The following is a 22,155-nucleotide window of genomic DNA, read 5'->3' as shown; positions in this document are numbered from 1 at the left end:
CTGGGGGCGGCGCCCGCCGGACGGCCGGGTTCCGTTCACTTGATCTGAGCTGAACATGTGTTTAGTATCCTAAACATGTGTTCAGCCCATGATGATCTGACCGCCAAGGCCGTTATCCGGGACCGTGCCCTGGAACTGTTCGCGGCGCTCGGGCCCGACTCGGTGACCGTCCGGCAGATCTCCACGGCCGCGGGGGTCTCGCCGGGCCTTGTCATCCACCACTTCGGCTCCAAGGAACGGCTGCGCGCCGCCGTGGACGCGTACGTGGCGTCCATCTTCGACGGCCTGTTCTCCCGGGTGGCGGACGGTGAGCTCGACCCCGTGGACGGCGCCTCGTTCGCCGAGGTGTTCCTGAGGGAACTGCCGCCGGACTCACCTGTCTCGCGCTACCTGCGCCGTCTCCTGCTGTCGGGTGATCCCGCGGGCACGGAGGTGTTCCGACGCTGGTTCGCCGCCAGCCAGGCGACCGCCGACGCCCTGATCGCGCGCGGTGTGCTCGTGCCCGGCGATGACCCGCCGGTCCGCACCGCCTTCCTCATGGTCAACGACCTGATGCTGCTGCTCCTGCGGGACCAGCTCACCGACGTGCTCGGCGTCGACCCCCTTGGACCTGAGGGAGCGGCCCGCTGGGCCGACGAGGTGCTGGCCATTTACCGGAACGGGCTGTTCGCCCGGGAAGCGGAGCGATGATGAAGGTCATGATCTGCGGAGCGGGAATAGCCGGACTCACCCTGGCCTGGTGGCTGGAGCGCGCAGGCGCCGAGGTGGCCGTCGTGGAGAGGGCGGCGGCGCCGCGTTCGGACGGCTACATGATGGACTTCTTCGGCTCCGGTTACGACGTGGCCGAGCGGATGGGCATCCTCGGCGAGCTGCGCGAGGTCGCCGCCGACATCGCCGAGCTGACTTACGCGGACAGGCGCGGCAGACGGGTCGGCGGCCTGCGTTACGCCTCCTTCCAGGAGATGCTCGGCGGCCGGGTGCTGAGCCTCATGCGCGGGGACCTGGAGGCGGTCCTGCGCTCGGCGCTGCCCCGTGACCTCCCGATCCTGTACGGCACCGGCATCGAGGCCGTCCACGACGTCCCCTCGGGCGTGGAGGTCGAGCTGACCGACGGCACCGTCCGCAGGGCGGACCTCCTCGTGGGCGCCGACGGCATCCACTCCACGGTCCGGCGGCTGGTCTTCGGCGGGGAGGAGGCGTTCCTGCGCTCGCTGGGCTACCACACCGTGTCCTACCTGTTCCAGGACGCCGAACTCGCCGAGGAGGTCGGCAGGAGGTTCGTCCTGGTGGGCGTGCCCGACCGGCAGGCCGGGTTCTACCCGACGGGGAACGGCGCCCTGGCGGCCTCCCTCATCCACGCCTGCCCGGCCATGACGTTGCCCACCGATCCCAGGGCGGAGACACTGAGCGTCTACCGAGGGCTGGGCCCCCTGGTCGACAGGATGCTCGAGCAGTGCCCGGAGGATCCGTACTACGACTACGTCGCGCAGATCCGCATGCCCACGTGGAGCAGGGGCAGGGTCACCCTGCTGGGCGACGCCGCCCACGCCGTCTCGCTCATGGCGGGCCAGGGGTCGTCGATGGCGATGGGCGGGGCCCACACGCTGGCCACGGAACTACTCGGAGCGGACGTCGGCTCCGCGCTGGAGCGCTACGAACGGCGGATGCGCCCCTTCGTGCTGCGCAAGCAGGCAGCAGGCAGGAGCACCGCGGGCTGGACGGTTCCGCACCAGGCGTGGCGGATCGCCCTGCGCAACCGCCTGTTCGGCCTGGCGGACCTTCCCGGAGGAAGGCCGCTGATGGGTCACTCCCTCAGGCGCCTGGGCGCCAGCGTGGTCCCCTCCGCGGGATGAGAGCGAGTCCGGCCACCTCTCCCGGCTCCATCCCATCCTCCTCATCCGCCTGCCTTCCCCAGGCGCCGGGACGGTGAGGAGTACGCGGACCTGGCCGGTGCCGATGGACGACGAGCGACCTGGAGGGCTCAGGTGACCGGCCCACTACCCGTGTCCCGCGCCCCTGTCCTGTCCGGCCCGTCCGGCAGGTGGAACCACACCGCGTTGCCCGCCTCGTCGTCGTGGTGGACGCCCCAGCGGGCCGAGAGCAGTTCGACCATGAGCAGGCCGCGTCCGCCGTCGCTGTCGGTCGTCGCCGCGCGGACGAACGGCAGGCTGTCATCCGACCCGTCGTCGATCACCTCGACGTGAACCGTGCTGTCGCCGTGGTCGTTCGAGAGCGCCACGCACACCGTCACCGACCCGTACGGCTCACGCCCCGAGTCGGAGTGGACGACGGCGTTGGTGACGACCTCGCTGAGCAGGAGAAGGGCGTCGTCGAGGGTGGTGTCGGAGAGCCTGCCGGACAGCAGGTCGCGGGCCCACCGGCGGGCGGTGGGGACCGAGGCGGGGGTGCCGGGGAACTCGGCGTGGCCCAGGGGGAACAGCACGGCCCAGCGGGGTGAGGCCGCACGGTGGCGCTCGTAGCGGCAGGCGGCCCGCGCGGTCGTGGCCGAGAGCGGGAATGGGGGCGGAGGCGGGGTCATGCGGCGGCCGCCATGGCGACGATGTCGGCGGCGTTGTCGGCCTCGGCCCACACCCACGAACCCGGCATCCAGATCCGCGCCCACCATGGCCGCCAGATGAACATCCACTCCCGCGCCCGCCGGACCACCACCACCCGGATTCTGGTCCTGCCCATCGAGACGACCTCCAGGACGGGCTGACCGGTTACCGGCAGCACCAGCGTGGTGCCCACCCCGATCCGGTGCAGATCCCGTCCCAACCGCACCAGATGATCGAACTGCTCTTGCGGATCACACGACTTCATGGCCAGCCCTTCCGATTTGAGTGATTCAGACTACTTTCTGACACCAGACAGATACTTACAGCTACATGCCGTACGCTCAGAGCATGCCTGAGCAAGTGCGTACACGCAATTGCGTTTGCGCGAAATCTCGAATGGATTGTGTTTGCGCAGGCAGACAGGCTTTGCGAAGCTATGAGATCCAACCGGAAGGGTGACGATGCCCATCAGCCCCACTGCCCGGCGTCGCCGACTCGGGATTGAGCTGCGACGCCTGCGAGAAGCCGCCGGTCTCAACGGAACCGATGTGGCCACCCTCCTGGGCTGGTCCGCGACCAAGGTCTCGCGCATTGAAACAGGCCGGGTGAGCGTTCACCATGGCGATGTCAGTGACCTGCTCGATCACTACAGCGTCACGGAAGAGGCGCTTCGGCAGGAATTGATCACGTTGGCGCGCGAATCGCGACAGAAAGGCTGGTGGCACCGCCACCGAGACACACTGAAGACCGGTTTCGACTCCTACATCGGTCTTGAGTCCGACGCGGCGGTGATCCGCACCTACGAAGCACAGGTGATTCCAGGTCTTCTACAGACCGAGGCATATGCCAAAGCGGTGATCGAGGCGACGGCTACGAGGTCCAACTCGGCGCGCATCGAGGAGAAAGCCGAGGTTCGCCTGGCACGCCAACGACTCCTGAGTCGCGACAATCCGGTCCGGCTGCACGCCGTACTGGACGAAGCGGTACTGGTACGGGAGGTGGGCGACGCGAGAACAATGAACGATCAACTTGCCTTCCTGCTCCAGCAGAGCAAGCTTCCGAACATTACAATCCAGGTCCTGCCGTTCCGGACAGGAGCCCACCCGGCGATGGACGGGCCGTTCGTCATCTTGGAGTTCCCAGACTCGGCGGACCCCACGCTCGTCTACATCGAACAGGCTATGAGTGGCCTCGTCCTCGAAGACGCCGACGAGCTGGACGTATATACCGACATGTTTAACGATCTGACTGCTCAAGCGCTTTCTGCCCAGGAGACAGCAACCCTTGTCTTCTCAATGATCAGAAAATAACCCATACTGACCCAGGAAGGAGGAACATGGCTGCCTCGAACACGGACCCGACTCCCGTCGCCTGGCGCAAAAGTAGCCTCAGCACCAACGGCGGCAACTGCGTTGAAATCGCCTATACCGGCGACCGTCGCCTTGTCCGCGATTCCAAAGACCCGCATGGCCCCGAACTGGTCTTCTCTCCGGCGGCCTGGGCCGACTTCCTCGACCACCTCAAGGCCGGAGGCTTCGACGCACGGCCTTGACGCGCATCCGGGCAGTCAGGAACATCGACGAGAACGCCCGCTTCGATGTTCGCTTCGATGTCCGCTTTCCTGGCGGGTCCAAGGCAACGATCCTGGGCGACACAGTGGGCAACCACGAGCGGCCCCCACCACCTCCGGAAGGCCCGGCTCTCTCCCGCAGAGGTGGAGGCTGAGGATCGGGAGACGCCCAGTCCGATGACGTGCTCCCAAGGTGTCGTCGACGGCTGGTACGGCGTCAGCATGATTACGGATGACGACCCAGGCCAAGCGTCAACCTATGAAGTGGAAGCCGCACACCGGACTGGGTGGGCATCACTCGCCTCACCGAAGCTGGTGCTCCACGGGTGGGGAGGCCCTTCTTAAGGGGCAGCTTTTCACCTCAGCCCTGCGCTCCTTCCCGCACAGGAGCTTCAGCTACGGCGATCAGCCCTGAACCGAACCCCCCACGGATCGCTTCAGCCACCCCGAGCCCCCTGGGCAGTCGGAAAGGGAGCGACTACGGTCCGCGCGCCGTACGGTGGGGCAAGTCGTGCGCGGAGGGGGGCGGGTGGTCCGGCCGGCGTATAAAAGGACAGAAACCCCCACGCCCGCCAGGCCGGAGGCCTGAAAGCACCAGAGCGCGACCAACGACGGCCGGCCGGACCACCCGCCCCCCGCAGCGCGAACAGCGAACATCCGCCAACCGGGCCAAACCGCGAAGCGCAACCCCCAGAACAGTCACCCCGGGAAACACACCGGGGACTTCGACCCAAAACCGAAAACAGTGTGGGCTGGGAACCGTCCCACAGGGAGCTATCCCAGCCGGACGATCCGGGACACGACCTCGACCAGGTCCGGGGGCTCCAGAGCGTCGGGGAGCGCGGCCATCTCCTCGGGGGAGAACCAGCCGTGGCCCAGGTAGGTGTCGTTCTCCTCGGTGGTGAACGCCCCCGGGTCCACGAGGGGCGTGCCGTCGAACCTGGCCAGGTAGAACCGCTCGGTCTTGACGTAGTGGACGCCGAGCCAGTCGAACTCCCTGTGCACCGGCAGCCACCGGTCGAGCACCGCCGTACCGGGCAGGCCGGTCTCCTCGGTCAGCTCCCGCCGTGCCGCCTCCAGCGGCGTCTCGCCCGGGTCGATCCCGCCGCCGGGCGGCTCCCACAGGGTCCTGCCGCCGACCGGGTCGCGCCAGTGCATCAGCAGCACCCGGCCGTCACCCGCCACGCAGACCACCCGGGCGGCGGGACGATCGCTTACCTCAGAATCGCTCATAAATCCCGGACGTTATCACCATCTATTCATTCAATACGCCTATAGCGCCAATTGAAAAACGCGATTACCTGCGAAGCTCATTGTTAACCTGCCAGCCTTTGCGTGATCACCCGTGCCGGAGATCCTCGCGCAGAGCCGGAATTTCCGGCCCCAGCGAGGAGGATGTTCATGCGCTTACGCAACGCGGTGGTGGCGACGGCGGCGATGGCCACGATCCTGGTCCCGGCGACGGCGGCCCTGGCCGAGCCGAGCACGCCCGCCTCCCAGGCGGTCACCCCCGCCCCGTCCCCCGAGAAGGTCCTGAACAGCAAGGCGACCCTGGCCGCCCCGCTCCCCGTCCCCAACGTCCCCAACGGCACCAGCGCGGACAAGGTCCTGGTCATCGGCCTCGACGGCCTGCGCTACGACCGTATCGCCCCCGCGACCGCGCCCAACCTCGACTCCCTGATCGCGGGCGGGACCTTCGGGACGAGCCTGCTCTACACCAACCCCATGGCCGCGACCTCCAGCGGCCCCGGCTGGTCGACGATCGCCACCGGCGTGTGGCCGGACAAGCACAAGGTGAAGGACAACACCTTCACCGGCAAGCGCTACGACCTCTACCCCGACTTCCTCAGCCGCGTCGAGGGGACCAACCCGGCCTTCTCCACCTACGCCGCGGTCGACTGGAAGCCCCTCGGTGACCAGGGCACCTTCGGCACCGCCATCGACGCCCGGATCGTCCTCGACGGTGACACCGCCGGATACCCCGCGGAGGACGAGCGGCTCACCCAGGTCTCCGAGCAGGTGCTCCGCGACCGCAACCCGGACGCCGCCTTCGTCTACCTGGGCAACATCGACATCGTCGGGCACAGCAGCGGCGCGGGCAGCCAGGCCTACCTGAACGCGATCGGCACCATCGACGGGCAGATCGGCCGCCTCCTCGCCGCGGTCAGGGCCCGTCCCACCTACGCGAGCGAGCGGTGGACCGTGATCGTCGGCACCGACCACGGCCACACCGACGCGGGCGGCCACGGCGGCTCGACCATCGAGGAGCGCCGCACCTTCGTCCTCGCCTCAGGGCCCGGCATCGCCGCGGGTGCCACCCCCTCGGACACCCGCCTCGTCGACGTGGCCGCCACCGCCTTCGCCCAGCTCCACCTCCCGCTCCCCGCGGGCCTGGACGGCAAGTCCGTCGCGGTGCGCGCCACCGACCCCTTCGACGGCCTGACCCTCGGCACCCGCGTCGGCGAGACCGGTATCCCGGCCACGGTCAAGGGCTTCACCCACACCGCGCCCTCCGGCTGGTCGGTGGACAACACCGGCCTGCCCTCCGGCGGTGTCGAGGAGTGGCGCGGCTGGTCGTTCACGACCGACGAGTTCTGGTCCAGGGCTCAGCGTGACCAGTGGCGCGAGCTGTTCGTCAGGGGCCGTGGCGTGTTCGCCGTCGCCGACTCCGACGAGTGGGACGACGCCTCCCACGGCACCGGCACCTACAACTCCACCCTCGTCAGCGCGCCGTACTCCGTCGCGGGCCGTACCACGGCGAAGATCTCCTACGTCACCCACTACCGCCAGGAGGGCACCCAGAAGGCGCAGGTCCTGGTCTCCTTCGACGGCGGCCCGACCACGGTCGTGAAGAGCTACACCGCCGACGCCGTCTCCCAGGCCGAGTCCCTCTCGGTCGCCGTTCCCTCCGGCGCCTCCACGATGACCGTCCGCTTCCGCTACTACGACGCCAGCAACAACTGGTACTGGGCCATCGACGACCTTCGCGTCTCCTGACCCGTCCGCTCAGCTCTGACCCGTGGGCCGTACGGGAGACCCCGTACGGCCCGCGGCTCGTCCGGCCTCAGCGTTTCATCGCGCCGTCCGCGATGGCGTCCGCCGCCTCACCGATCGCCATGCCGACGATCTCCAGGCGGCGGACCAGCTCGCGCTCCTTCACCGCCTCCGAGCTGATCTCGCCGGAGAAGATGCGGGCGATCTCGTACTGGTACATCCGGCGCAGCGTCCCGGCCGCCTTCTTGGCCTCCAGGGCGTCCTCGGCCACCGTGGCCGGGCGGGAGGCCAGGTCGCCGACCGCGGTCTCCAGAGCCTCGATGCCGACGATCGCCTGGTCGAGCATGGGGACGAAGCGGCGCTGGTCGGGGACGCGGTACAGATACGACTCGCGGACGAAGTCGCGCAGGGAGTCGAGCACGTCGTCGATCGAGCGCGAGAGGCGGTACAGGTCCTCCCGGTCGATCGGCGTGACGAGGGAGCCGGACAGTTCCTCGGCCAGGCGGGCCCGCTCGGTGTCGCCCCGGTGCTCGATGGCGCGCATCCGCGCGTGGGCGTCGCTGCGCTCGATGTCACCGCCGATCATGGCCATGGCCAGCCAGGCGCCCTCCTTGGTCGCCTCGAGCTGCCCGATCAGGGCCTTCGTGAGCCCGCCGTCCATCCGCCCGGTCATCAGGTCGCGTATCCGCCGCAGCCGCTTCACGAGACCACCCCTCTGACGATGAGCGCGGCCGCCGCGGCGAGCAGCCCGCTCAGCGGCAGCGTCAGCGTCCAGGCCAGGACGATCTTCGTCGCGGCATGCCAGCGGACCCGGCCGACGCTGTCGGCGACCCCGGCCCCGATCAGCGCGCCCGCGATCGTCTGGGTCATGCTCACCGGCGCGCCGATCGCGGCGCAGCCGACCACCGCGGTGCCGCTGGCCAGCTCCGCGGTCACACCGTGCAGGGGACGGGAGACGATGATCTCCCGGCTGAGGGTACGGCCGGCACGCGGCAGGCCGTACAGGGCGCCGGCGCCGAACAGCACCGCGACGGCCAGACAGACCGGGAGCGGGGCACCCTGGAAACCGAGGGCGAGCATGAAGATCGCCAGCATCTTCTGCCCGTCGTTGGCCGCGTAGGCCAGGCACTGCAGGGTGAACCCGGCGCGGTGCCACTGCCGCAGCGCGCCACCGTTCGCGGGCAGCGTGAGCAGCCGGCTCACCAGTACGGCCAGCAGCCCCCCGGCGAACGGCGCCGCCAGCGCGACAGTGAGCACGAACAGCACGACGCCCGCCGAGACAGGCAGCCCCCAACCGAGACCCGCGCCGGTCAGGGCCCCGACGACGGCCAGGGTCAGGCTGGTCGGCCTTCCCCTGCCACTGAGGAAGGTGACGACGGCCAGGGCGCACAGCACGGCCACGACGGTGGCGACCTGGCCGCCGGGCCCGTTCAGGTTCGCCAGCCGGGTGGTGAAGGTCGCCGCGACCCGGTAGGTCCCCAGCGGGACCAGCGCGACGGAGGCCATCAGGACGGTCAGGCCGGTCAGCGGCCGGACGCTGGGAATCTTCAGGCCGGTCGCCAGCAGCGCGCCGCCGTCGTTGATCCCGGCGACGACCGAGAACAGCCCGGCGAGTGACGTCAGGGCGATCAGGCTCACGCTTCCACATCCCGTCGAGTGGACCCGGCTGAATGGACGGTGAACGACAAGGCCGGTTCGGCTATGGGGTCCATAGGCGAATGACGGCTGCCACCGTTCGGGCTCCCCGGGTAGCGTCCGCAGTGCACCGATACGGACATGCCTACCCAAAGATCGAGTGGATGATGGACGAAGAGCTCATTCTGCTGAACCCAGGACCGGCGTGCACCTCACAGCGGGTCAAGGACGCCCTGCTGCGCGGGGACCTGTGCCACCGCGAGCCCGAGTTCACCGAGCTCCTGTCCCGCATCCGGGAGGGGCTCCCGCGCTGTCTGAACCTGGCGGGCACCCACGAGGCGCTGCTGGTCACGGGCTCGGGGACCGCCGCCATGGAGATGGCGGTGATCAGCTCGGTCCGCGAGGGCCGTTCCGTGCTCATCGTGAACAACGGCGTCTACGGCGAGCGCATGATCAAGATCGCGGCCGCGCACGGCATCCCGTTCCACGAGGTCCGCGCCGAGTGGACGGTCCCGGCCGACCCCGAGGCCGTCCGCGTCGCGCTGGCCGAGCACGACGACGTGGACGCGGTCGTCTGCGTCCACCACGAGACCACCACCGGCCTGATCAACCCGATCAGGGAGATCGGCGAGATCGTGGCGCGCACCGATGCCCTGTTCGTGATCGACGCGATCAGCGGCACCGCGATCGAGGACCAGGACCTGGCCGAGGTCGCGGGCGACGTCATCTGCGGCACCGCGAACAAGGGCCTGCACGGCCAGCCCGGCATGTCGTTCATCCTGTGCGGCGAGAGGTCCCTGAGGCGGATCACCGAGGTGCCGGTCAGGTCCCTTTACCTGAACGCGGCCAGCTACCTGCAGGGCCAGCGCAAGGGCGACGTGCCGTTCACCCCGGCCGTTCAGGTCTGCTACGCCCTGGACGAGGCCATCGCCGAATTCGAGGAGAGCGGCGGCTTCCCGGCCAGGACCAGGCTCTACCGCGAGCGAGCGGCTCTGGTGCGCGGCCAGTTCGAGCGGCTCGGCCTGAAGGTGCTCGTTGATGATCCATATCGTTCAAATACCGTCACAATGATTCACCTTCCGGACAACGTCACGTACGCAGCCCTTCATGATGAGCTGAAGAAGCGCGGCTACGTTATCTACGCCGGTCAGGGCAGGCTCTCCGCGGACTTCTTCCGCATCTGCACGATGGGCGAGATCCCCTGGCACCGGCTGGAACAGCTCGAGGACGCGCTCCGCGCGTCGATAGACGCCGCTCGCGGCGTGTGACAGCCCCCGTCACCGGGGTGAGGGAGGACGACGTTGCAGCTCAATCTGCATCGCCTGTGGATTTTCATGACCGTTGTCGAGTGTGGGGGCTTCTCGGCCGCCGCACAGAAGCTCTACCTGAGCCAGCCATCGGTTTCCCACCAGGTCCGGCAGCTTGAGCAGTCGTTACGGGCGACCCTCATCGACCGCAGCGGCGCGCGGATCCGGCTCACCCCGGAGGGCGAGGTCATGCTGGCCTACGCCAAGCGGGTCTTCCTCCTCGCCGACGAGGCGGTCAGCGCGATCCGGCAGGTCTCGGGCCTGCACACCGGCACCCTGGTCGCGGGCGGGACGACCACGGTCGGCACCTACCTGCTGCCGCCGCTGCTGGCCGTCTTCCGCGAGCGGCACCCCGGCATCGAGGTCGGCATCTACGTGGGCAACGGCCAGCAGGTGGAGAAGCAGCTCGTCGACGGCGAGATCGGCGTGGCCGTGCTCGCGGGCGAGCCCGGTGCCGCCCAGCTGGTGAGCGAGCCGATCCTCCAGGACCGGCTGGTGCTCATCACCGAGCCCGGCCATCGCCTCGCCCAGGCGGGTACGGCGGAGCCGTCCGAGCTGGCCGGGGAGCGGTTCCTGCTCCGTGAGCCCGGCTCGTCCACCAGGGAGCTGCAGGAGCAGGCGCTGGAGACGTGGGCGCTCGACGAGGCGCGCCGTACCGAGATCTGGGGGCCGGAGACGATCAAGCAGGCGGCCGCAGCGGGACTCGGCGTCTCGCTGGTCTCCGAGCACTGCGTTGAGCGCGAGCTGGCCGACGGGCGGCTGGCCGTGCTGGAGATCGCCCCCGCCCCCCAGCCGAGGCCGATCGTGCTCGCCCACCGCAGGGACCGCCTGCTCGGCCCGGCAGAGCAGGCCTTCATCACCCTGCTGCGCGGCGTGCGCAGCTGGCCGGGACAGAACCGTCTGAGGAGCATCTCTTGACAGGCAGCCAACCCCGCCACGGGGCGGACGCCCGGTGAGCGGAGCACTTCCCGCACGCGCCCAGGTGGTCGTCGTCGGCGGGGGCATCGTCGGCTGCAGCGTCGCCTACCACCTGGCCGAGCTCGGCTGGACCGACGTCGTGCTGCTCGAACAGGGACAGCTGTCCTGCGGCACCACGTGGCACGCCGCCGGGCTGGTCGGCCAGCTCCGCGGCACCGAGAGCATGACCGGCCTCATCCGTTACAGCACCGAGCTGTACGCTCGCCTTGAGCGGGAGACCGGCTTCGGCACCGGCTGGAAGCGGTGCGGCAGCGTCAGCGTTGCCCGGACTCCCGAGCGGATGACCCAGCTCAGGCGGACCGCGGCCGCGGCGCGGAGCTTCGGCGTCGAGTGCGAGCTGATCTCGCCCAGGGAGGCGGGCGAGCTGTGGCCCGCCATGCGCACCGACGACCTGGTGGGCGCGGTCTGGCTGCCGGGCGACGGCAAGGCCAACCCCTCCGACCTGACCCAGGCCCTCGCCAGGGGCGCCCAGCGGCGCGGCGTCCAGGTCGTGGAACGCGTCAAGGTCACCGGGTTCGCGACACGGGAAGGCCGGGTCAGCGGGGTACGGACGACCCGGGGCGACATCGAGACCGAGGTCGTCGTCAACTGCGCGGGACAGTGGGCCAAGGCCGTCGGCGGGCTCGCCGGGGTGACCGTGCCCCTGCACTCCGCCGAGCACTACTACATCGTCACCGAGCGGATCGCCGGGGTGCACCCCGACCTGCCGGTGCTGCGCGACCCCGACGGCTACACCTACTACAAGGAGGAGGTCGGCGGCCTGGCCGTCGGCGGGTTCGAGCCGGACGCCAAGCCGTGGGGCATGGACGGCATCCCCGAGCCGTTCGAGTTCCAGCTCCTGAAGGAGGACTGGGACCAGTTCGCCATCCTCATGGAGAACGCGATCCACCGCGTCCCCGCCCTGGAGGACGCCGGGGTGCGGATGTTCTACAACGGCCCGGAGAGCTTCACCCCCGACAACATGTTCCTGCTCGGCGAGGCCCCCGAGCTGCGCGGCTTCTTCGTCGGCGCGGGATTCAACTCCGCGGGCATCGCCTCGGCGGGCGGCGCGGGCATGGCCCTGGCCGAGTGGATCGTCAACGGCGAGCCTGCCCGTGACCTGTGGGCGGCCGACCTACGGCGCTTCGCCCCGTGGGCGGGCAACGACACCTGGCTACACGACCGGGTCAAGGAGACCCTCGGCCTGCACTACGCCATGGCCTGGCCGAACCGCGAGTTGGAGAGCGCCAGGCCGCTGCGTCGTTCCCCGGTCCATCACCTGCTCCGCGAGGCGGGCGCCCGCTTCGGGGCGAAGATGGGCTGGGAACGCGTCAACTACTTCGGGGCCGCCGCGCCGTACACCTTCGCAAGGCCCGCGTGGGAGCCGCTGGTTGAGGCCGAGGTGCGGGCCTGCCGCGAAGGGGTCGCGCTGTTCGACCAGACGTCGTTCGCGAAGTTCACCCTGAAGGGGCGGGACGCCTGCGAGGTGCTCAGCCGGCTCTGCACCGCGGAAGTCGACGTCGAGCCGGGACGGTGCGTCTACACCGGGATGCTCAACGAGCGAGGGGGATACGAGTCGGACCTGACCGTGACCAGGGTCGCGCGGGACGAATACCTGCTCGTCACGGGCTCGGCACAGGGCGTCCGCGACTTCGACGTGATCTCCAGGGGGATCGGCGGGGCACGGGCCGAACTGGTGGACGTCACCGGCGGGTACGCGGTCTTCGGCGTCATGGGCCCGAAGTCGCGGGAACTTCTGAGCCGCGTCTCGAAGGCCGACTTCTCCGCGTTCCCGTTCGGCTCCTCGCGGACGGTGGACATCGGGTACGCCACGGTCCGCGCGACCCGCATCACCTACGTGGGCGAGCTCGGCTGGGAGCTGTACGTTCCCGCCGAGTTCGCGGTCACCGTCTACGAGACGCTGCTCGCCGCGGGCGACGTCACCCAGGCGGGCTACTACGCCCTCGAGGCCATGCGCCTGGAGAAGGGCTACCGGGCCTGGGGCCGCGAGCTGGGCCCGGACGTCACCCCGGCCGAGGCGGGCCTGACGTTCGCCTGCCGCGCCGACGGCTCCTTCCGCGGGGCGGCGGCGGCCCTGGACACGCCCGCCCGCCGCGTCGTCTCGATCGTCGTCGACGATCCCGGCGTGCGTCTGTGGGGCGGCGAGCGACTGCTCGCCGACGGTGTCCCCACGGGCTACGTCACCTCGGCCGCCTACGGTCCCACGCTCGGCCGCGCGGTCGCCCTCGGTTTCGCCGGCGAGCGTGTGGTGGACACGACGGGAGGCCTGGCGAGGGGCACGGTGCAGGTGGAGGTGGGTGACTCGCTGTACTCTGCCCAGGTCGGTGTGAAGGCGCCGTATGATCCGACCTCTTCGAGAGTGAAGGCATGAAAGAGCGAGTCAGAAGGCCCGGCGTGGGCTACCAGCGGCTGAGCGAGGAGATCGGATGAGCTCCGAAGCCCAGTTCGTCTTGACGTTGTCCTGTCCGGACCGTCCCGGTGTGGTGGCCGCGGTCTCCGGCCTCCTGGCCCAGCGGGGCTGCAACATCATCGAGAGCCAGCAGTTCGGGGATCCCGACTCCGAGCGGTTCTTCATGCGCGTGCAGTTCTCCTCGCCGCTTCCCGACGCCGCCCTCCGCGAGGCCTTCGCCGCGCTCGCCCCCGACTTCGGCATGGACTTCAAGCTGCGGGACGTCGCGGTCAGGCAGCGGGTGCTGGTGCTGGTCAGCAAGTTCGGCCACTGCCTCAACGACCTGCTCTACCGGACGCGTTCAGGCCTGCTCGACATCGAGATCGTCGGCGTGGTCTCCAACCACCCCGACCTGCGGCCGCTGACCCAGTCGTACGGCATCGACTATCACCACCTGCCGGTCACCCCGGAGACCAAGCCGAGGCAGGAGGCGGAGATCCTCGCCCTGGTCGACCACTACCAGGCCGACCTGGTGGTGCTCGCCCGCTACATGCAGGTGCTGTCGGAGGACCTCTGCGTCAAGCTCGCCGGAAACGTGATCAATATCCATCACTCGTTCCTGCCGTCGTTCAAGGGGGCCAAGCCGTACCATCAGGCCCACTCGCGCGGTGTGAAGCTGATCGGCGCGACCGCCCACTACGTGACCGCGGCTCTCGATGAGGGTCCGATCATCGAGCAGGAGGTGGCCCGGGTCAACCACACCCACTCCGCGGAGGATCTGGCCGCCATCGGCCGCGACGTCGAGTGCCAGGCCCTGGCCCGCGCCGTCCGGTGGCACACCGAGCAGCGTGTCCTCCTCGACGGCCACAAGACCATCGTGTTCCCTCGCTGACCTCGCTGTCCCCGTTGTCCCCGTTGTCCCCGTTGTCCTTGGCCGCCCGCTCACGCGGGGCCGTTGTGGCGGCCCCGCGTGGCGGCGTCCTCGCCGGGACCCCGTCAGGCGGTCAGACCCGTGTGGTGAGCGAGGAAGGTGAGCTGGTCGGCCGCGAGCTCGACGGACTTGCTGACCGCGCGGGCACCGTGGCCCGCCTCCGCCTCGTTGCGCAGCAGGATCGGCCGCTCGGCGGCCTGCGCGTGCTGCAGGGCGGCGCACATCTTCCAGGCGTGCAGCGGGTGGACCCGGGTGTCCGACTGGAAGACGGTGAACAGCGTCGCCGGATAGGACACACCCTCGCGGACATGGTGGTAGGGCGAGTAGGCCTGCAGCCAGGCGAACTCCTCGGGTTTTTCGGCCGAGCCGTACTCGACGTTCCAGGTGGCGCCCAGGCCGAACAGCTCGTAGCGGATCATGTCCAGCAGCGGCGCGGAGCAGGCGACCGCGGCGTACAGCTCGGGGCGCTGGGTGAGGGCGGCGCCGACCAGGAGGCCGCCGTTCGAGCCGCCGGAGATGGCCAGCTGCGAGGAGGTGGTCACACCGGTGGCGATCAGGTGCTCCGCCGCGGCGTGCAGGTCGTCGAAGACGTTCTGCTTGTTGGCGAGCATCCCCGCGCGGTGCCACTCCTCGCCCTGCTCACCGCCGCCGCGCAACTGGGCGATGGCGTACGCGCCGCCCGCCTCGACCCAGGTCAGGATCGACGCCGAGTAGCCGGGCGTCATCGAAATGCCGAACCCGCCGTAGCCGTACAGGATGGTGGGGCGCGGGCCCTCGGCGCCCGGCTTGGTGATCACCAGCATGTGGACCTCGCTACCGTCCGCCGAACGGTAGGTCACCTGCGCGGTGTCGACGGCGGGCACCTCGACGGCGCCGGGGGAGGCGGCCCACAGGGTCGTCTCACCGCTGCGGGCGTCGTAGCGCTGGATGGTCGGCGGGGTGGTGTTGTCGGTGTAACCGAACCAGGCCTCGTGACCCCCCTCGGGGCGCTCGACGATGCCGCCGATCGTGCCCAGCCCCGGCGTGGGAACCTCTCCGACACGCTCGCCGGTCGCCAGGTCGTGGACGGAGATCTCGCTGATCGCGTGGCGCGTCCAGCCGACGAGCATGACGGGGCGGTCCAGGTCGTCGAGGATCGCGAAATCCGTCAGCACGGCCTGCGGATCCTGCGGGATCAGGTCACGCCAGTGCTCCGCCTGGGGCCTGGCCGGATCCGCGACGCAGACTCGCGCGCGGGGGGCGTCGCGGTCGGTGAAGACGTAAAGCCTGCCGTCGCGGCCGAAGTGCAGCGCGGTCTGCGCGTCGACGCCCTCCTGGACGACGACCAGGTCAGGGGATTCGGGGGAGGAGCCCGACAGGTCGGCCACCCACAGGTCGTTGCGCGGCGCCGTCCCTCTTGAGGCGGAGATCTGCAGCCAGCGGCCGTCGCGGGAGACCGCGACGCCGTAGTAGTTGGTCTTCTCCATGCCGTCACCGAAGATCAGCACGTCTTCCTCGGTCGAGGTGCCGACCCGGTGCAGGTAGACCCGGCGGTGGAACTGCTCCTCGCCCTCGGGCACCTCGGTCGAGGGCAGCCTGCGCACGTAGTAGAAAGCCTTGCCGCCGGGCAGCCACGCCACAGGGGAGTAGCGGCAGCGGTCGATCGGCCCCTCGATCCGGTCGCCGAAGGCGACGTCCATCAGGTAGAGGCTGGACTCCTCGTCACCGCCGACCGAGACCTGGTAGGCGAGCAGCCTGCCCTCCTTGTCGGGCTGCCAGGAGTCGAGTGTGGTCAGCCCGGTCGGGTCGAGGGCCATCGGGTCGAGCAGAGCGCGCTCCGCGCCGCCCGGATCGACGGTGTAGAGGACGGCGTGCTCCTGGTCCGGGGTACGCCGCATGAAGAACCGCCGGTCGCCGCGCCAGACCGGTGTGCCGATCGAGCCGGACCTGAGCAGCTCGGTGACCCGCGCTTTGAACGCGTCGCGGCCGGGGAGTGTCTCCAGCTCGACGGAGAACAGCTTCTCCTGAGCCGCCAGCCACTCCTCGGTCGCCGGATTCCCCGGGTCTTCCAGCCATCGGTAGGGGTCGGCGACGGGGACGCCGTGGAGCTCTTCGACGAGGTCATCACGGCCGGCGGGCGGGTATGGCTGTCGGGTCATGGCAGGAACCCTACGACCTGGAAGAGGCAAGTCGGAGCCATTGCGCGGGCGGCGTATTCGATCTTTGAAGAGAGGAGTTAAGAACTGGTAATGCGGGCATAAAACGTACCAGGCGTCCCTCCAGTTATTTATGGGTGGCGGGAACGACGATGCAGAAGCCAAACTTGGTGGAGGACGGTGCCGTGGTGACCATCCGCTGGGCCGTCCGGCGGAGGTCCCTGTGACGGAAGCATCCGGGCCCCAGGAGGGGCCGCCAATCGGGGTACGCGTCTGCGTACCCCCTCAGATGACGCGTCGCACGGCGGGGAAGGCACGCTGATGCGCCAAGTCCTGCTGCTGAACGCAACCTACGAACCCCTGACCACCCTCTCCCTGCACCGCGCGGTCGTGCTCGTGCTCAGAGAGAAGGCGGATGTCGTGCACCGTGATGGGCGGGGCGCCGTGTTCCGCTCGGCGACCCGCACGCTCGACGTGCCATCGGTGATCAGGCTGCGAAGATATGTTCGCATCCCCTACCGGTCACGAATCCCGCTGACCAGGACCGCGCTGATGCGCCGGGACGACTACCGGTGCGCCTACTGCGGCCAGCGGGCCGAGACCATCGACCACGTCATTCCGCGGTCGAGGGGAGGCCCTCACACCTGGGAGAACTGCGTTGCCTCCTGCACGCCCTGCAACCACCGCAAGGCGGACCGGATGCTGGAGGAGCTGGGATGGACGCTGAGCGTCGCCCCCGTGGTGCCACGGGGCGTCCACTGGCGTCTGATCGGCGCGCACAACGTCGGAGATCCCCAGTGGGCGCCCTACCTCGAGGAGAGCGCCGCCTGACCGTCACGGCGTGATATTCGTTCGCCCCGGCGCGGTCCGTGTCTGCACAATCGGTGCATGAAATGGACTTTCACCTCCGATCCCGAGGTGTACGCCGGGGCGGCGGAGCCGTGGCTGCTGCGTGACCCGGTCCACAACACGATCCTGCTCACGATTCTGCGCGCGATCCGTGGCGGACTGTGGGGCGAGGACGTGCTCATGGGATGGGCGGTCCACGACGGCGAGACCGTCGCCGCGGTCCTCCACACGCCTCCTCACTTCCTGCTGCTCGCGGACATGCCCGCCGAGGCCGTCCGTGAGCTGGCCACCGTGCTCATCGAGGCCGAGCGCGAGATTCCCGGCGTCGGGGGGCCGCTTGCCCTCGCCGAGACGTTCGCCGCCGCCTGGTGGCGCCCCGAGGCGGAGCGGCGCTGCGAGCGTCTCTACCGCCTCGGCACGCTCGTCCCGCCGGACCCCGCCGCCGAGGGAGCCGCCCGTACGGCGGGCGCCCAGGACCTCGAACTGCTGGTTGCCTGGAGCCAGGCGTTCCAGGCGGAGGCGGGTATACGCCCGCAGGCCGATCTGACCCCGCTGATCGCCAGCAGGATAGGCAGGCGTGAGCTGGTCCTGTGGGAGGCTCAGGGGCGCCCGGTGGCGTACGCCGGGGTCTCGGCGCCGATCGGGGGCATGTCACGGGTCGGCCCTGTCTACACGCCTCCGCAGGCACGCGTAAGGGGGTACGGCACGGCGGTGACCCACGCCGCCACGGCCAGGGCACAGGCGGAGGGCGCCACGGAGGTGTTGCTCTTCACCGACCTGTCCAACCCCACCTCCAACTCGATCTACCAGGCGATCGGTTACCGTCCCGTCACGGACTACGCCTCGATCACCTTCGGCTGAGCGGAGACCGCACTCGAGGGTCTGCGGCCGGGGAGACCGCGCCCGAGGCGTCTGCGGCCGGGGAGACCGCGCCCGCACCGCCCGCGGCTGAGTAACCTGTTTCCATGCCGCGCTATGACTTCCGCTGCCGTGCCTGCGGATCGACTTTCGAACTCTCCCGTCCGATGGCTCACTCCGGTGACCCCGCGCTCTGCCCGCAGGGCCACGACGACACCGTCAAGCTGCTGTCCACGGTCGCCGTGACGGGCGGCTCCAGCGCCTCTGCGCCTCGCCCAGCCGGTGGTGGCGGTGGAGGTTGCTGCGGAGGCGGCTGCTGCGGATAGCCCAGGGTAGGCGACTCCCCTCCCCCCGAGCTTCCGTCCCCGGCGGGGAGAGGGCGAGCACAGGCGCCGGTCCGGGTCGCGCTACCGCTTGCCGTACCGGCGCCATGAGTCGCCGTCAATACACCACAACTAGGCGGCTGCCACGTGGCCCCGGTGGGTGGCGCGTTTGCCCTGGAAGGGCAGGAAGTTGTCGGCCCTGTGCGGGCGGGCGGCGATGAAGGTCGGTTCGGTGGCGACGATCCGGTCGAACCTGAAAGCCCGGATCGCGCCGCGCAGGCGGCACATTCCCACGAGGTACCAGTAGTCGCGGTGCACCATGCACGTCACCGGGTCGACGTCGCGCACGGTCACCCGCCCGGAGACGTCCCGGTAGTGCAGCCGGACGACGAGGCGGGAGGTGATGGCGTTGGCGATGGTCCTGGCCCGGTCGGCGACAGGGGCGGGCATCGGCTCGGTCAGGGTCGTGAGGGTGGTGGAGATGATCTCGTCGTCGAGCTCCATGTGCTCGAACGCGTGACGCAGGCCGCTGCGGGCGGTCGTGGCCTGCGGGCCCGAGCCCAGGTGTGCCAGGGACAGGGCGAGGGCGGCGATCTCGGCGGTCGTCAACGGGCTGCTGGAGGGCTTCATGACGTTGGCCATAGTCATATGGTATCGACGGCCACTGACATTTTTCGAACTTCCTGTCGGATACAGCAGGCTTCCCCGCTGGATACGGCAGGCCGTACCCGGCGGGGAAGCGCGAGGTGACAGGGGTCAGCGGGAGAGCTGGGACAGGTCCCGCGAGGCGCCGGTCGAGGCCGAGGTCGTCAGGGCGGCATAGGCCTGCAGCGCGGCGCTCACCGGGCGGTGACGGTCGCGGGGGCGGTAGCCGCCGAGCTCGGCCAGGAGTCGCTCGCGCCGGGCCGCGAGATCTTCCTCGGAGACCTTCAGGCTGATCGAACGGCCGGGGATGTCGATCTCGACGAGGTCGCCGTCCTCGACCAGGGCGATGACGCCGCCCTCCGCCGCCTCGGGAGAGGCGTGGCCGATGGAGAGCCCGCTCGTGCCACCGGAGAAACGACCGTCGGTGACCAGCGCGCAGACCTTGCCCAGGCCCTTGCCCTTCAGGAACGAGGTCGGGTAGAGCATCTCCTGCATGCCGGGCCCGCCCTTCGGGCCCTCGTAGCGGATGACCACGACGTCCCCGGCCTTGACCCTGTTGTTCAGGATGCCCTCGACCGCGTCGTCCTGGGACTCGAAGACCACGGCGGGCCCGGAGAACGTCCAGATCGACTCGTCGACCCCTGCCGTCTTGACGATGCAGCCCTCGGTGGCGATGTTGCCGTAGAGGACGGCCAGCCCGCCGTCGCGAGTGTAGGCGTGCTCGGAGTCGCGCACGCAGCCCTCGGAGCGGTCGAGGTCCAGGGAGTCCCAGCGGGCCTCCTGGGAGTAGGGCTTGACGGTGCGGACGTTGCCGGGGGCCGCGTGCCACAGCTCGACCGCCTCGGGCAGCACACTCGCGGAGCAGGGATCCCAAGCGTCGATGTAGTCGCCGACCGTGCCGCCGTTGACCGTGTGCGCGTCACGGTGGATCAGGCCCGCCCGGTCGAGCTCGCCGAGAATGGCCGGGATGCCGCCCGCGCGGTGGACGTCCTCCACGTGGTACTTCGCGGTCGCGGGGGCGACCTTGCACAGACACGGCACCCGCAGCGAGATCTCGTTGATCTCCTTGAGGCCGAAGTCGACGCGGGCCTCGCGAGCCGCGGCGAGGATGTGCAGGATCGTGTTGGTCGAGCCGCCCATCGCCACGTCCAGCGCCATGGCGTTCTCGAAGGCGTCCTTGGTCGCGATGCTGCGCGGCAGGACCGTCTCGTCGTCCTCTTCGTAGTAACGGCGGGTGATCTCCACGAGCTGCCGTCCCGCGTCCTGGAACAGCTTCTTGCGCGCCTTGTGGGTGGCGAGGATCGTGCCGTTGCCGGGCAGTGCCAGGCCGATGGCCTCCGCAAGGCAGTTCATCGAGTTGGCGGTGAACATCCCGCTGCACGAGCCGCAGGTCGGGCAGGCGTTCTCCTCCATCTCCAGCAGCTCGGCGTCGGAGACGTTGTCGTCGGCGGCGGCGATCATCGGGTCGATCAGGTCGAGTTTGCGGCCCGGCGTCTTGCCCGCCTCCATCGGCCCGCCGGAGACGAAGACCGTGGGGATGTTGAGCCTGAACGCGGCGAGCAGCATGCCCGGAGTGATCTTGTCGCAGTTGGAGACGCAGATCAGCGCGTCGGCGCAGTGCGCGTTCACCATGTATTCGACGGCGTCCGCGATCAGCTCGCGGCTGGGCAGCGAGTAGAGCATGCCGCCGTGGCCCATCGCGATGCCGTCGTCGACCGCGATCGTGTTGAACTCGCGCGGGATCGCGCCCGCCTCCCTGATCGCCCCGGCGACCACGTCGCCGACCTCGCGGAGGTGGACGTGTCCGGGGACGAACTGGGTGAAGCTGTTGGCCACCGCGATGATCGGTTTGCCGAAGTCGCCGCCCGCTACGCCCGTCGCCCGGAGCAGGGCCCGGGCTCCGGCCATGTTCCTGCCGTGAGTGACCGTACGAGACCTGAGGGCGGGCATGAGGCTTCTCCCATCATCGAAACCGTGTCCTCAAATGGTACGGCCATCGCCCGGTGCGTGAGACGTGTGTCCATCGCACGAGACGGAACCCCAATGACCAGGCAAGAGGGACGGAACGAGGCCGGAAAGGACTCCGGACGGGATCGCGGCGGGACCCTGCTCTCCACGCGGCCGTTGCGGGCGTCGCCTGAATCAGGGCTCGGGGTAGCGCGCGGGCAGGACCCGCTCCGCCGCCTCGTAGATCTCGTCGATCTCGATGTCGGTGAGTGATCGTTCCCGCTTGGTGATCCATTTACGGACACGGCTGCCGTCGAAGACATCGACATCGCGGACCGTGAGGACCTTCCACGGGATCGCCGGGCCGTAGATCGCCAGGGACGGGATGATCGTGACCTCGCGGCCGAGTGCCTCGCCGATCAGCTCGGAGGCCCTGGACGCCTCCCAGCGTGCCTCGTCGAGTCGGGGCTTCTGGTTGAACGGACCGTGGAACAGCTTGCGATGCGACTGGATGCGGACCGGCAGGCGCTTGTCCCATTTCTCCGAGTCGACGGCGTAAATCCCCGTCGGGCCCACGACCAGGTGGTCGATCTGGGCCTCGCTCTCAGGGATCGCGCGCGCGTGCAGGCTGCGGTAGCCGCCCCGCTCCAGCCTCTTGAGCTGTGCCTCGGTCTGGCGCTCCGCGACCGAGGCGCGCCGCCAGGCGGGCACGGTCGAGTGCGTGCGGGCACGCAGCACCGCGTCGACGATCGCGCCGAGCACCATGCAGGTGAGGCCGAGTCGCACGCTGGAGAACAGAATGCCCCCGACCACCCCGGCGGCGACCGCGACCAAAACGCGTCGCCTGAGGTGACCGTACTTGGGATCGTCGAGCAGAGCGCGCAGCGAGGCGCGCTCGACGGGCGCGTACTGAGACGCGGGCGTGGCGGGTCGAGACGGCGGCCTGTCCTCGGCCGTTCGGTCGCTGACCCAAATAGGTGACGTAGTGTTACCGTCTTCTGGTGCCTGACCGGAGTCCACGTAACTCACCGTAGCT

General features: G+C 69.5%; 21 protein-coding genes. 12 read left to right on the top strand and 9 right to left on the bottom strand.

Annotated elements, in window-relative coordinates; all coding sequences use genetic code 11:
- The first annotated feature begins 75 nt into the window (after positions 1-75).
- Positions 76-690, top strand: a complete 615-nt coding sequence (locus AB0395_RS13290) for a helix-turn-helix domain-containing protein (RefSeq protein WP_366280282.1) — start codon at positions 76-78, stop codon at positions 688-690.
- Positions 687-1,853 carry an FAD-dependent oxidoreductase gene (locus tag AB0395_RS13285; RefSeq protein ID WP_366280280.1) on the top strand — a complete coding sequence of 389 codons (1,167 nt, stop codon included), beginning with the start codon at positions 687-689 and terminating at the stop codon, positions 1,851-1,853. Before AB0395_RS13290 ends, AB0395_RS13285 begins: the two co-directional genes overlap by 4 nt.
- Positions 1,854-1,981: 128 nt before the next feature.
- Here the strand turns inward: AB0395_RS13285 and AB0395_RS13280 are convergent, their stop codons facing one another.
- Both AB0395_RS13280 and AB0395_RS13275 read right to left on the bottom strand, forming a co-directional pair.
- Entirely contained in the window at positions 1,982-2,539 is a 558-nt protein-coding gene (locus tag AB0395_RS13280; RefSeq protein ID WP_366280277.1) for an ATP-binding protein, read from the bottom strand.
- On the bottom strand, positions 2,536-2,823 hold the full coding sequence (locus AB0395_RS13275) for a hypothetical protein (RefSeq protein WP_366280274.1): 288 nt from the start codon (positions 2,821-2,823) through the stop codon (positions 2,536-2,538). Before AB0395_RS13275 ends, AB0395_RS13280 begins: the two co-directional genes overlap by 4 nt.
- A gap of 196 nt (positions 2,824-3,019) precedes the next feature.
- On the opposite strand from AB0395_RS13275, the gene AB0395_RS13270 reads away from it, so the two are divergent.
- A complete protein-coding gene (locus tag AB0395_RS13270) occupies positions 3,020-3,868 on the top strand; it encodes a helix-turn-helix transcriptional regulator (protein ID WP_366280403.1) in 849 nt (282 codons plus the stop codon).
- A 26-nt stretch (positions 3,869-3,894) separates the two neighbouring features.
- On the top strand, positions 3,895-4,110 hold the full coding sequence (locus AB0395_RS13265; RefSeq protein ID WP_366280272.1) for a DUF397 domain-containing protein: 216 nt from the start codon (positions 3,895-3,897) through the stop codon (positions 4,108-4,110).
- Between the two features lie 792 nt (positions 4,111-4,902).
- Here the strand turns inward: AB0395_RS13265 and AB0395_RS13260 are convergent.
- Positions 4,903-5,361 carry an NUDIX domain-containing protein gene (locus tag AB0395_RS13260; protein WP_366280270.1) on the bottom strand — a complete coding sequence of 153 codons (459 nt, stop codon included), beginning with the start codon at positions 5,359-5,361 and terminating at the stop codon, positions 4,903-4,905.
- A gap of 168 nt (positions 5,362-5,529) precedes the next feature.
- Here AB0395_RS13260 and AB0395_RS13255 point away from each other — a divergent pair, with 168 nt between their 5' ends.
- Positions 5,530-7,125, top strand: coding sequence for an alkaline phosphatase family protein (locus tag AB0395_RS13255; protein WP_366280268.1), 1,596 nt, complete (start codon positions 5,530-5,532; stop codon positions 7,123-7,125).
- Between the two features lie 67 nt (positions 7,126-7,192).
- On the opposite strand, the gene AB0395_RS13250 is transcribed toward AB0395_RS13255, so the two are convergent.
- Together AB0395_RS13250 and AB0395_RS13245 are read right to left on the bottom strand one after the other, a co-directional pair.
- Positions 7,193-7,825: a DUF47 family protein gene (locus AB0395_RS13250; RefSeq protein WP_366280265.1), complete on the bottom strand. Its 633-nt coding sequence runs from the start codon at positions 7,823-7,825 to the stop codon at positions 7,193-7,195.
- A complete protein-coding gene (locus tag AB0395_RS13245; RefSeq protein ID WP_366280262.1) occupies positions 7,822-8,760 on the bottom strand; it encodes an inorganic phosphate transporter in 939 nt (312 codons plus the stop codon). The genes AB0395_RS13250 and AB0395_RS13245 overlap by 4 nt, the downstream gene beginning before the upstream one ends.
- Before the next feature lie 161 nt (positions 8,761-8,921).
- On the opposite strand from AB0395_RS13245, the gene AB0395_RS13240 reads away from it, so the two are divergent.
- From AB0395_RS13240 to purU, 4 genes are read left to right on the top strand one after another with little or no spacing between them, the layout of a single operon-like run.
- A complete protein-coding gene (locus tag AB0395_RS13240; protein WP_366280259.1) occupies positions 8,922-10,025 on the top strand; it encodes an aminotransferase class V-fold PLP-dependent enzyme in 1,104 nt (367 codons plus the stop codon).
- A 33-nt stretch (positions 10,026-10,058) separates the two neighbouring features.
- The gene (locus tag AB0395_RS13235; protein WP_366280256.1) at positions 10,059-10,982 is read left to right on the top strand and encodes a LysR substrate-binding domain-containing protein; all 924 of its coding nucleotides are present in this window, start codon (positions 10,059-10,061) and stop codon (positions 10,980-10,982) included.
- Positions 10,983-11,016: 34 nt separating this feature from the next.
- Positions 11,017-13,413 carry an FAD-dependent oxidoreductase gene (locus AB0395_RS13230; RefSeq protein WP_366280254.1) on the top strand — a complete coding sequence of 799 codons (2,397 nt, stop codon included), beginning with the start codon at positions 11,017-11,019 and terminating at the stop codon, positions 13,411-13,413.
- Positions 13,414-13,468: 55 nt separating this feature from the next.
- Positions 13,469-14,323 carry a formyltetrahydrofolate deformylase gene (purU, locus tag AB0395_RS13225; RefSeq protein ID WP_366280253.1) on the top strand — a complete coding sequence of 285 codons (855 nt, stop codon included), beginning with the start codon at positions 13,469-13,471 and terminating at the stop codon, positions 14,321-14,323.
- Between the two features lie 104 nt (positions 14,324-14,427).
- On the opposite strand, the gene AB0395_RS13220 is transcribed toward purU, so the two are convergent.
- The gene (locus tag AB0395_RS13220) at positions 14,428-16,500 is read right to left on the bottom strand and encodes a prolyl oligopeptidase family serine peptidase (protein ID WP_366280250.1); all 2,073 of its coding nucleotides are present in this window, start codon (positions 16,498-16,500) and stop codon (positions 14,428-14,430) included.
- A 318-nt stretch (positions 16,501-16,818) separates the two neighbouring features.
- Here AB0395_RS13220 and AB0395_RS13215 point away from each other — a divergent pair, with 318 nt between their 5' ends.
- The 3 genes from AB0395_RS13215 to AB0395_RS13205 all read left to right on the top strand — a co-directional run bounded on the left by AB0395_RS13215 (position 16,819) and on the right by AB0395_RS13205 (position 18,530).
- Positions 16,819-17,328 (top strand): HNH endonuclease, encoded by a 510-nt coding sequence (locus AB0395_RS13215; protein WP_366280248.1) that lies wholly within the window; start codon positions 16,819-16,821, stop codon positions 17,326-17,328.
- A 57-nt stretch (positions 17,329-17,385) separates the two neighbouring features.
- A complete protein-coding gene (locus tag AB0395_RS13210) occupies positions 17,386-18,207 on the top strand; it encodes a GNAT family N-acetyltransferase (protein ID WP_366280246.1) in 822 nt (273 codons plus the stop codon).
- 104 nt (positions 18,208-18,311) lie between these two features.
- Positions 18,312-18,530, top strand: coding sequence for a zinc ribbon domain-containing protein (locus AB0395_RS13205; RefSeq protein WP_366280244.1), 219 nt, complete (start codon positions 18,312-18,314; stop codon positions 18,528-18,530).
- Positions 18,531-18,659: 129 nt separating this feature from the next.
- On the opposite strand, the gene AB0395_RS13200 is transcribed toward AB0395_RS13205, so the two are convergent.
- From AB0395_RS13200 to AB0395_RS13190, 3 genes are all read right to left on the bottom strand, one after another.
- A complete protein-coding gene (locus tag AB0395_RS13200) occupies positions 18,660-19,169 on the bottom strand; it encodes a WYL domain-containing protein (RefSeq protein WP_366280241.1) in 510 nt (169 codons plus the stop codon).
- A 114-nt stretch (positions 19,170-19,283) separates the two neighbouring features.
- Entirely contained in the window at positions 19,284-21,122 is a 1,839-nt protein-coding gene (gene ilvD, locus AB0395_RS13195; protein WP_366280239.1) for a dihydroxy-acid dehydratase, read from the bottom strand.
- Between the two features lie 192 nt (positions 21,123-21,314).
- Positions 21,315-22,139 carry a nuclease-related domain-containing protein gene (locus AB0395_RS13190; protein ID WP_366280237.1) on the bottom strand — a complete coding sequence of 275 codons (825 nt, stop codon included), beginning with the start codon at positions 22,137-22,139 and terminating at the stop codon, positions 21,315-21,317.
- Positions 22,140-22,155 lie beyond the last annotated feature (16 nt).

Origin of the sequence: Streptosporangium sp. NPDC051023 (assembly GCF_040689595.1) — a bacterium.
In the GTDB taxonomy this organism is placed as follows: Bacteria; Actinomycetota; Actinomycetes; order Streptosporangiales; family Streptosporangiaceae; genus Streptosporangium.
This window is presented reverse-complemented; position numbering and strand designations above follow the sequence as displayed.